At 59.5% G+C, this 12209-nt stretch carries 12 protein-coding genes; 9 read left to right on the plus strand and 3 right to left on the minus strand.

Annotated elements, in window-relative coordinates:
* The first annotated feature begins 83 nt into the window (after nt 1–83).
* Both ACH2ED_RS03830 and ACH2ED_RS03835 read left to right on the plus strand, forming a co-directional pair.
* Nucleotides 84–1100: an XdhC family protein gene (locus tag ACH2ED_RS03830; RefSeq protein ID WP_395088886.1), complete on the plus strand. Its 1017-nt coding sequence runs from the start codon at nt 84–86 to the stop codon at nt 1098–1100.
* Nucleotides 1043–1672 (plus strand): NTP transferase domain-containing protein, encoded by a 630-nt coding sequence (locus ACH2ED_RS03835; RefSeq protein WP_395088887.1) that lies wholly within the window; start codon nt 1043–1045, stop codon nt 1670–1672. The genes ACH2ED_RS03830 and ACH2ED_RS03835 overlap by 58 nt, the downstream gene beginning before the upstream one ends.
* On the opposite strand, the gene ACH2ED_RS03840 is transcribed toward ACH2ED_RS03835, so the two are convergent.
* A complete protein-coding gene (locus ACH2ED_RS03840; protein WP_395088888.1) occupies nt 1629–2876 on the minus strand; it encodes an ankyrin repeat domain-containing protein in 1248 nt (415 codons plus the stop codon). The two genes, ACH2ED_RS03835 and ACH2ED_RS03840, sit on opposite strands and share 44 nt — an antisense overlap.
* A gap of 215 nt (nt 2877–3091) precedes the next feature.
* On the opposite strand from ACH2ED_RS03840, the gene ACH2ED_RS03845 reads away from it, so the two are divergent.
* Nucleotides 3092–3805: a DUF1559 domain-containing protein gene (locus tag ACH2ED_RS03845; protein WP_395088889.1), complete on the plus strand. Its 714-nt coding sequence runs from the start codon at nt 3092–3094 to the stop codon at nt 3803–3805.
* Between the two features lie 3 nt (nt 3806–3808).
* On the opposite strand, the gene ACH2ED_RS03850 is transcribed toward ACH2ED_RS03845, so the two are convergent.
* Nucleotides 3809–4699 (minus strand): LysR family transcriptional regulator, encoded by an 891-nt coding sequence (locus ACH2ED_RS03850; protein WP_395088890.1) that lies wholly within the window; start codon nt 4697–4699, stop codon nt 3809–3811.
* A 22-nt stretch (nt 4700–4721) separates the two neighbouring features.
* Here ACH2ED_RS03850 and ACH2ED_RS03855 point away from each other — a divergent pair, with 22 nt between their 5' ends.
* From ACH2ED_RS03855 to pth, 6 genes are all read left to right on the plus strand, one after another.
* Complete coding sequence (locus ACH2ED_RS03855) at nt 4722–5459, plus strand: hypothetical protein (protein WP_395088891.1); 738 nt, start codon at nt 4722–4724, stop codon at nt 5457–5459.
* Nucleotides 5460–5507: 48 nt separating this feature from the next.
* Entirely contained in the window at nt 5508–6866 is a 1359-nt protein-coding gene (gene glmU / locus ACH2ED_RS03860; protein ID WP_395088892.1) for a bifunctional UDP-N-acetylglucosamine diphosphorylase/glucosamine-1-phosphate N-acetyltransferase GlmU, read from the plus strand.
* Nucleotides 6859–7839 carry a ribose-phosphate diphosphokinase gene (locus ACH2ED_RS03865; protein ID WP_395088893.1) on the plus strand — a complete coding sequence of 327 codons (981 nt, stop codon included), beginning with the start codon at nt 6859–6861 and terminating at the stop codon, nt 7837–7839. Before glmU ends, ACH2ED_RS03865 begins: the two co-directional genes overlap by 8 nt.
* A 9-nt stretch (nt 7840–7848) precedes the next feature.
* Nucleotides 7849–9081 carry an AAA family ATPase gene (locus tag ACH2ED_RS03870; RefSeq protein ID WP_395088894.1) on the plus strand — a complete coding sequence of 411 codons (1233 nt, stop codon included), beginning with the start codon at nt 7849–7851 and terminating at the stop codon, nt 9079–9081.
* Nucleotides 9078–9662 carry a hypothetical protein gene (locus ACH2ED_RS03875; protein WP_395088895.1) on the plus strand — a complete coding sequence of 195 codons (585 nt, stop codon included), beginning with the start codon at nt 9078–9080 and terminating at the stop codon, nt 9660–9662. The genes ACH2ED_RS03870 and ACH2ED_RS03875 overlap by 4 nt, the downstream gene beginning before the upstream one ends.
* Nucleotides 9663–9824: 162 nt before the next feature.
* Nucleotides 9825–10403, plus strand: a complete 579-nt coding sequence (gene pth / locus ACH2ED_RS03880; protein WP_395088896.1) for an aminoacyl-tRNA hydrolase — start codon at nt 9825–9827, stop codon at nt 10401–10403.
* A 15-nt stretch (nt 10404–10418) separates the two neighbouring features.
* On the opposite strand, the gene ACH2ED_RS03885 is transcribed toward pth, so the two are convergent.
* Entirely contained in the window at nt 10419–12095 is a 1677-nt protein-coding gene (locus tag ACH2ED_RS03885; RefSeq protein ID WP_395088897.1) for a FlgD immunoglobulin-like domain containing protein, read from the minus strand.
* Nucleotides 12096–12209: the final 114 nt, after the last annotated feature.

The following is a 12209-nucleotide window of genomic DNA, read 5'->3' on the forward strand; positions in this document are numbered from 1 at the left end:
AACCCCCTAACCCCCGCCCGGCGGGGGGACAATAAGGAATTTCCTTGTGTCTCCCCCGCCCGGCGGGGGATGGGGGGCGGGTAGTGACCGAACTCCTCCGCGTGTCCCAAACCGCGCAAGCCGCCTTTGCTGCGGGGGAGTCTGCTATTCTGGCGACTGTGATTCGTGTGGGCGGCTCGACGTATCGGCGTCCGGGGGCGCGGATGCTGCTCACGGAGAGTGGCTGGGCGGCGGGTTCGATCAGCGGTGGCTGTTTAGAGACCGATGTGCTCCAGAAAGCCTGGTGGCGCACGGACAGCGGCCCGGCGCGGGTGGTCTACGACTCCACACAAGAAGACGAAGACATCGAGTGGGGCTTCGGGCTGGGCTGCAACGGCGTGGTGGAAGTTCTGCTGGAGCGCCTGGACAGCACCAATGTCGCGCATCTGGCCCGCCTGGAGCGCTGGCAGACCGAGCGCACGCTCGGCGTGCTCGCCACCACAGGGGAGGGCAAGCGCCTGGCTTTAGCGCAAGATGGCGCATTCTGGGGCGAGGAGTCGCTGCTGGCAGGGGCGCAAGAAGCCCTAGAGAAACGGCAGTCTTTCTGGCGCGACCAGACGTTTTACGAGCTCGTTGCCCCCCCGCAACGACTTATCATCTTCGGTGCGGGCCACGATGTGGTGCCGCTCGTCAAAGTCGCCACTGAGCTGCTCGGCTGGCAGGTGATTGTCGTGGACAGCCGCTCGCTCACGCCCCACCCCGAGCGCTTCCCGGGTGCCAGCGTGGTTTCGAGCTTTCCCCTGGATACCCTGGAACTTTCAGACGCCGCCGTGCTCATGACACACAGCTTCCGCACCGATCAAGAGCTCCTGCCCCCTCTCCTCGCCTCCCCCGTCGGCTACGTCGGCCTGCTCGGCCCCCGCCGCCGCGCCGAGAGGCTCCTTGAAGCCTTTCCCCCGTCGGACGGGGGGCGGGGGGATGGGTTCCGTGCCCCCCTTGGCCTAGACATCGGCGCAGACAACCCGGAGGAGATTGCGCTAGCACTGGTCGCCGAGATTCGCGCTTGGTCGGCAGGCCGAAGTGGTGGGCCGCTCACACACCGCGAGGGCCCCATCCACTGAACATCGCTGTTATTCTGCTGGCGGCGGGTGCGTCGGTGCGCCTTGGCCAACCCAAGCAACTTCTGCCGTACCAAGGGAAATCGCTTTTGCGCCACGCGGCACAAACAGCATGCGATGCACACTGTGGCGAGGTTTTCGTTGTACTTGGTGCATATTCCAAATTTCTGGAACCAGAGCTAGTGAGTTTACCGGTCAGAGTAATTTACGCCGAGGACTGGCCAGAGGGCATGGCGGCTTCGCTCCGTGCGGGGATTCATGCCATTGCCAATTGTGATGCCGTGTTGGTGATGCTCTGCGATCAGCCGCTCGTAACAAAAGAGCACTTGCAGGCACTCCTCGCCGAATTCCAGCTGGGTGTCATCGTGGCATCGAACTACGGCGAGGCTATCGGGCCGCCGTGTGTGTTTGACAGAGCTTACTTTCCCGAGCTCCTCGCGCTCACCGGCGACTCGGGCGCACGTGGGCTTCTCAAAAAACACCCCTGCCGCACAGTTGCCTTTCCCGGCGGCAGGGTAGATGTGGATACGCTTACGGACTGGCAGGCGCTAGCAGCGCCAACACCGCCGGGTTGACCCAGTCTTGGTCGTGGAAGCGCTCGCCCCAGGTGCGCGGTGTCACGTCATGGTACTCATGGAGTGTCTCGTCGTCTACACCACGCAGCTCCTTGCGCAGGCTGGCGCGGACGCTCATGTCGGCACCGTGGTCGAGTAGGAGCTTTGTCATGGGCAGATTGTTTCGGCTACAGCGATACGGTTGCGAGACGACACAGCCAAAGAGTGCGGTGTGACCGCCAAAGCCATCGGCATCTACAGTGGCAGACGTGTTGACGTCTGCGCCGTTTTCCAGAAGCCACTGTGCGATCTCGCAGGTATCGTTGTCCACAGCAAGGTGCAAGAGTGTCCCTCCGCCCAGTGGTGTCCCGCAGAGCGCTTGCGTGTGATCGGTGTGGCAGCCCAGTTCTGGGGGATAGATCTCCTCATGCGGGAATTGGCGATTGAGCGCGCTGGGGTCGCGGCGGACATGGGCGGCCAATAAGTCCAAGCGGCCCCGATGAACGGCAAAGACGGCGTTATCGGGGAGGTTGTAGCCGTTCTGGGCGAAGAGTTCCAGAACTCCGTGCTTGCCATCGGGGTTTCGCGAGTAGGTTTCCAGCACCAGCCCCAGTGGGGCCAGCCGGTCGCTGTGATCGTCCACTAGCTCCGCCCCAAGCTCTAGTTGCAGCGCCAGACCAACCGCGCTGAGCGTCTCACACGGCCCCATTACGGAGCCAGGTTGTGGGCGTGCACCCAGCGAGTAAAGTAGCCGCGCCGTGCCGAGCTTGCTGCGCAGGCAGGCTCGCTCAAAAGCGTACTGGATATCATCGGCTCCAGAGTTATGGAGAAACTGCACAATCTCGTCTTGGCCGACATTGGCGGCGTAGGAGAGCGCCTTTCCCCAGTTGCAGTGGGCAGTCCCACGCGCATTCTCGCGCAGCAGCGACGGGTGTTTCTCAATCAATGTATGGACAGCCTTTAGATCGCCGCGCCAGATCGCGTCAATCAGCTCGCAGGCCAAGGCTAAACGCGACCAGCTTGGGACGCCGTAGGCGCGAGCGAGCGTGAGCTGGGCGTCGGCGAGCTGGGCTCGGGTGGGATCGAGCCGATCAGACTCAGGATGGAAGGCACGCAGGTCGGCGACAGCCTCGGGAGCGTTTGCGTGAAGTGCCGCGAGAAGTTCTTTGGCCTGGTGCTTGAGCTGGGTCAAGTCAGGCCGGACAGGTAAGTGACGAGCGGACATAGAAGTCCTCCTTTTTTGTGTTGCGCCCGGTATCCGCTCGTTCGGGCAAAAAGGAGGCTTGTGTGAGAAGCCATCAAACGCCGAAAAACACTCAGGGGAACTCGGTTCTTTCCGCGGAATAGGAGGCACCCTGCATGCCTGGCACTCAGTTTAGCTCATGCGAGCGAGTTTGTCAAGCAACTGTTTGCCTGATGTGAGGTGGTATAAAAAACGCAATGCCCCGCGCCTTCACACTGATTGAGCTTCTCGTTGTCATCGCCATTATCGCGATTCTGGCTGCGATTCTGTTTCCGGTCTTTGCCCAAGTGCGCGAGAAAGCGCGGTCTGCGAGCTGCCTCTCGAATTGCAAGCAGCTCGGTCTGGCGATTGCGATGTATCGGCAGGACTACGACCAAGTTAACCCGCGCCATCGTCTCTGCCCCGACCGAGTGGGCGACGAAATATGCTCGACGGCCAGCCCGACGGTCTCGACCGGCCCCACCGAGACGTGGTGGACTCCTTACGATAACACGATCTCGCCCGAGCCGCCCAATCCCTCAAGCGTCCAATATAACACGCCCATTAAAGCCGGGATGCTCCAGCCGTACTTCAAGAACCTGATGGTCTTTAAGTGCCCTAGCTATCCGCAAGGCCAGGTTGGCTACGCCATGAGCTACATCAGCGCGGGGCCAATGGGGAAGTCTGATGCCGAGGTGACGAACCTTACCGTGATGTTTGTCTGGGATCACTCCCGAACGCCGGGCTGTGCGGACACTCGCACGGGCAACTCTGGGCCGGTCTGGGGAATCTTCCCGCCAAGCGCGGACACAGCGCATACCCACTATCCCCTCCGGCACACGGGCGGCTTTACGACCCTGCGCTACGACGGCAGCACAAAGTGGCGCAAGCCTGAGAGCCTGACGGGCGCGGATTTTACAGCAGCGCCATAAATTCTACAGCAGCGCCATAAAAGCCGTGGCGGCATGAGAAAGTGTCTCGCCGGAGCGCCAGATCAGGGCGAGGGTGCGCGTGGGCCGAGGCGCGGCTAGCTCGACAATCACGGTGCCCGGTGGCGGACTGAGCGCGAGGCGGGGCAGAAGCGCGATCCCGAGCCCGGCGGCGACCAGCGCCTGCATGCCTCCCGCCGAACCCGAGACGCAGGCGATGCGTGGGGTGAAGCCCGCCGCTAGGCACGCTGCAAAGATCGGGTGCTCCGGCGACTGACCCTCGGGAACCCAGACCCAGTCTTCATTGGCGAGCGACGTAAGGGGGGGTGTGCTTTCCGCCAGTGGGTGCCTCTCTGGGACAATTAGTGCCAGCTCCTCGGTGAGGAGCTGGCGGCGCTCCAGGCCGTCGTGGGTGCAGGGAAGGTGCACGACGCCAAGATCCGCGCGGCCGCCTGTTACGGCCTCGGCGATGGCGCGGGCGGGGACAGCTTCATGCACGGAGATACTGATGCCAGGATGTGCCGCACGAAAACGGGCGAGAACCGGAGGAAGTAAGTGCTGGCCCGGGGTGGGCAGCGTCCAGAGGCTCAGCCGTCCGGACTCAAGCCCCACCACGCGCCGCACCGCACTGCGCGCCTCCTCTTCCTGTGCCAGGAGCCGCTCCGCATGGCTGAGAAGTGTCTCCCCGGCATCGGTGAGGCGCACGCTGCGACCTCGTCGGTGAAAGAGCGAGGCACCTAGCTCCCTCTCCAGTGCGGCAATCTGCGCGGAGAGCGAGGGCTGGGCGATATGACACTCCGCCGCGGCCTGTGTGAAGTTGAGCCGCTGCGCCGCCGCCACAAAATAGCGTAATTGAAATATTTCCATTATCTCGTCGCTCTCTCTCATTCTTGGCATAGAAACTGCATTTTAGCAAAGCATGAGAATCACCTGGCGCTCCGATTTTGAAAGCACTCAGTCTACTGAGCGGGTTGTTGTTCCTGCAAACCGACGGCAACTTATTGAGAACCCACATCCGGCTCTGGATAAGATGGAGCACGATGTGGCTCTCATGGTCGCGATTGCTGCCGCTGATCTTGCGACCTGTCGCCTGGGCCATGGAATCTCCGAAGAGGCCTCGACTTTCTCGCACTTTCTCGCAGATCTGGAGCATTTTGAGGGGGGAATTCGCGGGCTTCTGCTCGATACCTCCCTGAGCCGCTACAAAACCACACGTCTGAACCGGGTCTTTCGTGCCTACCAACTGCTTCGACCTATCGGACAGCTCCGCCGCCATATTGAGTTCCCTCTCCTGGCGATCGAGGAGCACAATGAGTTTATCCGACTGGAGATCAGTAAGGCTATCGAGGCAGTTGCGTCGCAGGGCCGCAAGGCCGCTCAGACGATGCGTGAGCCGGGCTGGGGGGGCTATCTTGAGGTCTGTGCTGCGCAGGAGCAGGCACAGGCGGTCATTCAGGAAGCGCGCCGACGGTTCCGGGCAGTGCTCACACCAGGGGCCTATCGCGCAGCACAGGCTTCCCTGATGGCACTTGAAGTGGCCAGTGAGACATTTCAAGGGATTGCACACCAGCACTCTGAGGTGCTGCGGGCCGATGTGATCAACCAGATGGGAGCTCCCCTAGTGCGCACTTACTGTAATAACAGAACATCCCTCTAGCTTTCATAGGCTAGGGCGAGTATAATTCCCCCGGTCAGGGGGTAGTTTTTGGGCACGACAGCAGCAATTATTCTAGCGGCGGGCAAGTCTACACGGATGCGCTCGAAGCTCTCCAAGGTGCTTCATCCCGTCTGCGGGAAGCCGACTCTTTTCCACATCCTGGATGCGCTCGCCGCCGCCGGTGCCGAGCGCCGCATTGTCGTCATCGGCCATGAGGGCCTAGCAGTGCAGGCACGCGTGGAAGCCGCCTACGCGGGGCAAAATATTGAGTTTGTCTGGCAGCATAACCCACGCGGCACCGGCCACGCCACGCAGCAGGCCGAGGCGCTTCTCGCAGGCCACACCGGGCCCGTCTTGGTGGTTCCAGGAGATGCGCCCCTTCTCTCTGCCGAGGTGCTCTCTGAGCTTCTGGCGGCTCACACCGGCGGCGCAACACTGCTCTCCGCCCTTCTGGACGATGCGGGTAGCTACGGGCGTGTTGTCCGCGCCGCCGATGGATCGGGCGCGGTCGAGGCAATTGTCGAAGCCAAAGACGCCACACTCGAGCAGAAAGCAATTCGCGAGATGAATGCTGCTGTCTATGTTTTTGATGGCGGCTCTCTGTTCGAGCGCTTGAAGCAGCTCACCCCCAATAATGCGCAGGGCGAGCTCTATCTCACCGACGTGATCGGGCTGACCCGCGCCGCCGGGGAGCCTGTGCGTGCCGTGGTTGCCAAAGACAACAATGTCACTCTTGGGATCAACACACGCGTGGAGCTGGCCGAGCTCACGGAGATCCTGCGCAAACAGCTTCTGAAAGACCTGATGCTCTCCGGTGTGACGATCATTGACCCGGCGACGACCTATGTCGAAGTGGGAATTACGGTTGGGCAGGACACCGTGCTCCACCCGGGCACTTATCTGCGAGGGAGTACCCGGATCGGCGAGGACTGCATTATCGGGCCGTATGTTGTCATTACGGACTCCACCGTGGGCGATGGCTGCAAAGTGGGGCCTTTTGCACAGCTTCGGGGTAAGGCGGTTTTGGGCAATGGCTGCAAGATTGGCAACTTTGTCGAGGTCAAGAACGGCCAGCTCGCCGACAACGTCTCGGCATCGCACCTGAGCTATCTGGGCGATACGGAGATTGGCGCGAAGACCAATATTGGCGCGGGAACTATTACCTGTAACTTCGATGGTTTCACCAAGAGCAAGACGACTATCGGCGCGGATGCCTTTATCGGCAGTAGCTCTATTCTTGTTGCACCCGTCACGATCGGCGACGGGGCACTGACGGCGGCGGGCTCGGTGATCACGCAGGATGTCCCGGCAGAGGCAATTGCCATCGCGCGGGAGCGACAGTTGAACCTCGAAGGAGCGGAGACAGTCCGCCGTGCAAAAAAACGAAAAGAGAAAGCTCATGGCTAAGAAAGCACTTCCGATTGGCAAGAACCTGCGTGTCTTTGCGGGCAGTGGTCACCCCGCCCTCGCCGACTCCATAACCAAGGAGCTAGGCGTCCCCTTGGGAAAGATGCTCCTCTCGCGCTTTGCCGACGGCGAGATTCGCGTGCAAGTAGACGAGTCGGCGCGTGGTATGGATGTTTTTCTGGTTCAGCCCACCTGTATGCCCGTCAATGATAACTTAATGGAGCTACTGATTCTGCTCGATGCCTTCCGCCGAGCCTCGGCGCAGCGCATCACCGTGGTGCTTCCCTACTACGGCTACGCCCGCCAGGATAAGAAAATCAAGCCCCGTGAGCCAATTACAGCGCGCCTAGTCGCCGATCTGATCTCCGAGTCGGGCGCGAACCGCGTGGTCTGTGTAGACTTGCACGCCAAGCAGATCCAGGGATTTTTCCGACTGCCCGTGGACCATCTCTACGCGGGACCCATCCTTGGAGCCTACCTAAAAGAGGTCGGGCTGGTCGGTGGCGAGACGTGCGTCGTCTCGCCCGATGAAGGCGGGGTCAACCGTGCCCGGACGCTCGCCGAGACACTGCAAACGCCGCTTGCGATCATCTCCAAGCGCCGTCCCGCGCCCAATAAAGTGGAGATCACGGAGATTATCGGCGATGTCTTTGGCAAGAACTGCATCATCATTGACGACATGATAGACACCGGCGGCTCGATTGTGAGCGGTGCGCAGGCTCTCATCGCTCGTGGTGCGGCCTCTGTCACGGCTTGCTGCACCCACGCCGTCTTGTCTGAACCCGCGATTGACCGCATCAGCGCCAGCCCCATTCAGCGCGTCATCCTCACCGACACCATCCCCTTCCGCTACGCCAATCACCCCGCCGCCGGGAAGTTCACCGTCCTGACCGTCGCCGAACTACTCGCCGATGCCATCCGCCGCATCCACTGCGACGACTCCATCAGTGAGCTCTTCGAGAAGCAGTGGTAGGATAATCTCATGCTGGAATATCTGGAGATCCAAAACGCTGGCCCCGCCGACCACCTGCGCCTGGACTTAGCACCAAGACTCAACCTCCTCACCGGCGACAATGGCTTAGGCAAAAGCTTCCTGCTTGATGTCGCATGGTGGATTTTAAGTGGCATCTGGCCATCAGACATTAAGCCGGAAATTCTTACAGGCCAACCAATAAAACCGCGAAAGCGGGATAACGCTAAGATACAAGGTAGGTTTCTAAAACATACTCACGAATGGAATTTTAATACTCATCTTCAAGAATGGAAAATAAAAGACCATAGATATTATGACAAAAGTCTTGTCGTTTATTGTCGGCCTGATGGAGATTTTTGTATTTTCGATCCATTCAGAAACTCTGATAATACAGCTTTTATTTTTAGTAATAATGAAGTTTGGAATGGTCAGGTATTTCAAAACACACATATTTGCAATGGCCTTATTCAAGATTGGTCATCATGGCAAAGAGAGAATGGCGAAGCTTTTTCTCTTTTAAATAATGTACTCAATGTTATTTCTCCAAATAAAGAAGAAATACTAAAACTTGGAAAACTGACCCGGCGATTAAAGGATTCACGAGATATTCCAACTTTACAGTTACCTTATGGAGAAATTCCAGTTATTCACGCATCGGCAGGCATACGAAGAATTATTTCACTTGTCTATATCTTAGTTTGGGTATGGCGTGAACATAAGTTGGCGGCAAATCTTCTTGAATTTTCAACAGCACGCGAAGTTACTTTCTTTATTGATGAGTTGGATGCGCACCTGCATCCTAAGTGGCAACGCACAATTGTTAAGTCTTTGATGGAGGTGATGAAAGTTCTGGCTCCTGAGGTCAACATTCAGATCATTGCTGCGACGCACTCGCCGCTTGTGATGGCGTCCGTGGAGCCTTTCTTTGACCTCGAGCAAGACGCGTGGTTTGACCTTGATCTGAATCGCGAATCAGGGCAAGTCGAAGTGACGAAGCGAACATGGTATCGGCGCGGGGATGCGGATGCGTGGCTCAAGAGCGAGGCCTTTGATCAGAAGTCGGGGTATGCACCAGAGACAGAGCTGGCGATGACTGAAGCAACGGCGGCGATGGGAAATCCAGAGACGACGCGGGAGCAGGCTGATGTCATTGATGCCAAGCTACGCCGCTTGCTGGGAGAGATGGATACTTTTTGGGTGGATTGGGGCTACTTTTTTGAGGAGCAGGGCTGGCGAAAGTGATCCCAGTAGCACTACAGCCCGAACCTGACGATTTCGACCCCAAGGTTCGTCAGCCGGGCCTGCGCTGGCTGGCAGAGAATCCGGGAGTCGCTTCATCGACCTTTCCTCCTCACTGGCGCAAGTGCCTCGCGGACCTACACGCGGCGTATGAGGGTATCTGTGCCTATGCCTGCATCTATATCGAGCCCGTCACGGGGGCGCAGAGCGTGGATCACTATATTGCCAAATCGCTCCAGCCTGAGCTGACTTACGAGTGGAGTAATTACCGCCTCGCCTGTGCCCTAATGAACGCGCGGAAGCGAGAGTTTGAGGATGTGCTTGATCCCTTCACGCTTTCTCCTGGGACGTTTCGCCTTGCCCTCTCGACCTGTGAGATAAAGCCTATCACACCGGAAGATTCCCCTGAGTGGCACGCTGCTGAGGCAACAATCCAGCGCCTAGGGCTCAATGACCAAGGCTGCTGTGACCTGCGGAAATATTATCTTCGACAGTATCAGGACGGACGTATCTCCGCAAAGTTCCTCAATGCGCGAGCCCCCTTTGTCTATCAGGAAGTGGTACGGCAAGGAAGGCTCCGGTAAGCCGAGCGGTGGGAATGGTAGGATAAAGCGCATGAGAAAAGAAGTCCGTAACAGCCTCATTTATTTTTGTGGCCTAATGCTGGTAATGATCGTCGGGGTTGCGGTCGCAATTTTTAAGGAAATGGGCGGAGCAGCTCGGCCTTAGTCGGCGATAGAGTAGACATGAAACTGATCGTGGGTCTGGGAAATCCTGGGGTAGCGTACGCTAAGACGCGGCATAATATCGGCTTTGAGCTACTCGATGCGCTCGCAGAGGCGCACGGGATCGCGCTGACCAATCGGCGCGATAGAGCCGTGACGGGGCGGGGCGTGATCGCGGGCCAGGCCGTGATGCTGGTCAAGCCGCAGACCTACATGAACCTCTCGGGCGATGCCGTGAGCGTTATTGCAAGCAAAGAGGGCGTTGAGCGCACGGACATTCTGGTGGTCTGCGACGACATCAACCTGCCACCAGGGCGTCTGCGGCTGCGTGCGAGCGGCTCAGCGGGCGGGCAGAACGGACTAAAGGATCTGATCGCCAAGCTGGAGGGCGACGATTTCCCACGCCTGCGTATCGGGGTGGGCGCACCACCGGCATTGGGCAGCGAGCAGATTGACTGGGTGCTCTCGAGGTTCTCGCCGCCGGATCGAAAGCTTATGGATGAAGTGCTGATCGCCGCCATGGGAGCCACCGAGCTCTGGCTGAGCGAGGGGCTCCTGGTGGCGGCGAATCGCTTTAACGGCCTTGTGGTGACCGTGTAGCCGGAGTGGGGGAAATCAGCGTAGCGGGTCATTCTCCACGCGCAGAGTCTGTCTCCAGGTCTTGCCGTCCACTTCCAGGCTCACTCGGTACGCGCCCGCGGGGGCGTTGCCACCGTTCCACTCAACTCGGTAGAGCCCTGGCTCCAGGGTTTTGGGGCTGGCGGTAAAGACCACTTTTCCCGCGATATCGGTGATGCTCAGCGTCACATGGGTGGCTTTTTGCGTGAGCGAGTAGACCAACTGTGCGCCACGCGCGGGATTCTCGGCGAAGAACTTTTTCACGCCGCTGCCGTACATACTCCCCTTGCCAGGCAGCGAGCGCCAGCGGGTGAAGGTCTTGGTGGGGTACAAGTAGGCGCTCTGGCCCACGCCCTTGGCCATTTCCCGGAAGGGGTTGGCATCTAGCACCCAGAGCGAGCGCCCGTGGGTGGCCGCGACCACTTCGCCTGTGGCGGGATGGACAGCCAGCTCATGGACGGCCACGGTGGGCAGATTCGCGTTGAGCTTTGTCCAGCTTTCTCCCCGATCAATGCTCACAAACGCCGCCACCTCGGTGCCGCAGTAGAGCAAGTCCGGCACCGCAGTATCCTCGCGCAGGCAGCGGGTCGAGCCAAAACTGGGAAGATTGGCATTGACCGACTTCCAGGTCTCGCCAAAGTCCTCCGTGACAAAGAGATAGGGCTTGTCGTCGTTGGAGCGGTGGCCGTCGAGGGCAGCATAGGCGCGGCCCTCCACAAAATGCGATGCCTCAATGGTGGCCACGCAGCGCCAGCCAGAGATCCCGAGCTTCTTGGAGACCTCCTTCCAGTTTAGGCCGCCATCGCGCGAGACCCAGAGCATGCCGTCGTCGGTGCCCACCCAGAGCACGTCCCTGTTCTGCGGCGACTCGGCCAGCGCGGTGGCGGTACCCCGGTCGGAGCGGCCAAGTTTCGGGGAGCTAATTCTTAGATCAGTGCCCTTATTCACGGATTTAAATACGTAGTTGCCCGCCGTGTAGAACAGCTTCTGGTTGTGTGCAGAGAGAATAAAAGGCGTGTTCCAGTTGAAGCCGAACTTCTTGTCTTTCTCGCGGCGCGGGGAGATGGAGCCCCGCTCGCCGGTACGCAGGTTGGTGCGGGAGATCGAGCCGCCCTGGCTCTCGGTATAGACCCAGTCTGGCTCGTCTTGGTCCACGCGGGTCACAAAGCCATCGCCGCCGGAGATCGAGAGCCAGTCGTCGTTGGACGCTCCGCTGCCCATCAGCGTGTTGGTCGGGCCGCCCCAGCTCCCGTTGTCCTGGAAACCGGCAAAGACCCAGAACGGCTCCTTCGGACTGAACGAGACATGATAGGCTTGTCCAATGGCGACATGGGCCAGGTGCTCCCAGTTGGCGCAGCGGTCATAGGTGACATAGGTGCCGCCATCGCAGCCGAGGAGCATGTGGCGGCTATCGCGTGGGTTAATCCAGAGCGCGTGCTGGTCGGGGTGCAGCTGCGTCCCGGCATCGTCGGTAAAGGTCTTGCCACCGTCGCGGCTCTGGTGCATCTCGACCCCTAAAACATAGAGGTTTTGGTCGTTGGTGGGGTCCACACGGATCTGCGAAAAATACATCGGGCGCGGGTTGAGCGAGTTGATGCGTGTCCAGGTCTCGCCGCAGTCATCGGAGCGGTAGACTCCGCCGTACTCATGGGCCTTCTCGCCCTGCTTGTTCATTACATTGGCGGCCTGGCCTAGTGCCGCACTTCGTTAGTTTGCATGGATGATTGGATAGAGTCTTTTCAACTTTAGTCGCGCATCTGCAGTGCGAAACTGCCAGTCCACTCGACA

The sequence above is a fragment of the Armatimonas sp. genome, from assembly GCF_043757465.1.
In the GTDB taxonomy this organism is placed as follows: domain Bacteria; phylum Armatimonadota; class Armatimonadia; order Armatimonadales; family Armatimonadaceae; genus Armatimonas.

What these genes read in the sequence shown, in the direction of transcription:
- ACH2ED_RS03840 (WP_395088888.1), bottom strand. Translation starts at nt 2,876, where the DNA reads ATGTCCGCTCGTCACTTACCTGTCCGGCCTGACTTGACCCAGCTCAAG.
- ACH2ED_RS03870 (WP_395088894.1), top strand. Translation starts at nt 7,849, where the DNA reads ATGCTGGAATATCTGGAGATCCAAAACGCTGGCCCCGCCGACCACCTG.
- ACH2ED_RS03850 (WP_395088890.1), bottom strand. Translation starts at nt 4,699, where the DNA reads ATGCCAAGAATGAGAGAGAGCGACGAGATAATGGAAATATTTCAATTA.
- pth (WP_395088896.1), top strand. Translation starts at nt 9,825, where the DNA reads ATGAAACTGATCGTGGGTCTGGGAAATCCTGGGGTAGCGTACGCTAAG.
- ACH2ED_RS03845 (WP_395088889.1), top strand. Translation starts at nt 3,092, where the DNA reads ATGCCCCGCGCCTTCACACTGATTGAGCTTCTCGTTGTCATCGCCATT.
- ACH2ED_RS03885 (WP_395088897.1), bottom strand. Translation starts at nt 12,095, where the DNA reads ATGAACAAGCAGGGCGAGAAGGCCCATGAGTACGGCGGAGTCTACCGC.
- ACH2ED_RS03865 (WP_395088893.1), top strand. Translation starts at nt 6,859, where the DNA reads ATGGCTAAGAAAGCACTTCCGATTGGCAAGAACCTGCGTGTCTTTGCG.
- ACH2ED_RS03855 (WP_395088891.1), top strand. Translation starts at nt 4,722, where the DNA reads ATGAGAATCACCTGGCGCTCCGATTTTGAAAGCACTCAGTCTACTGAG.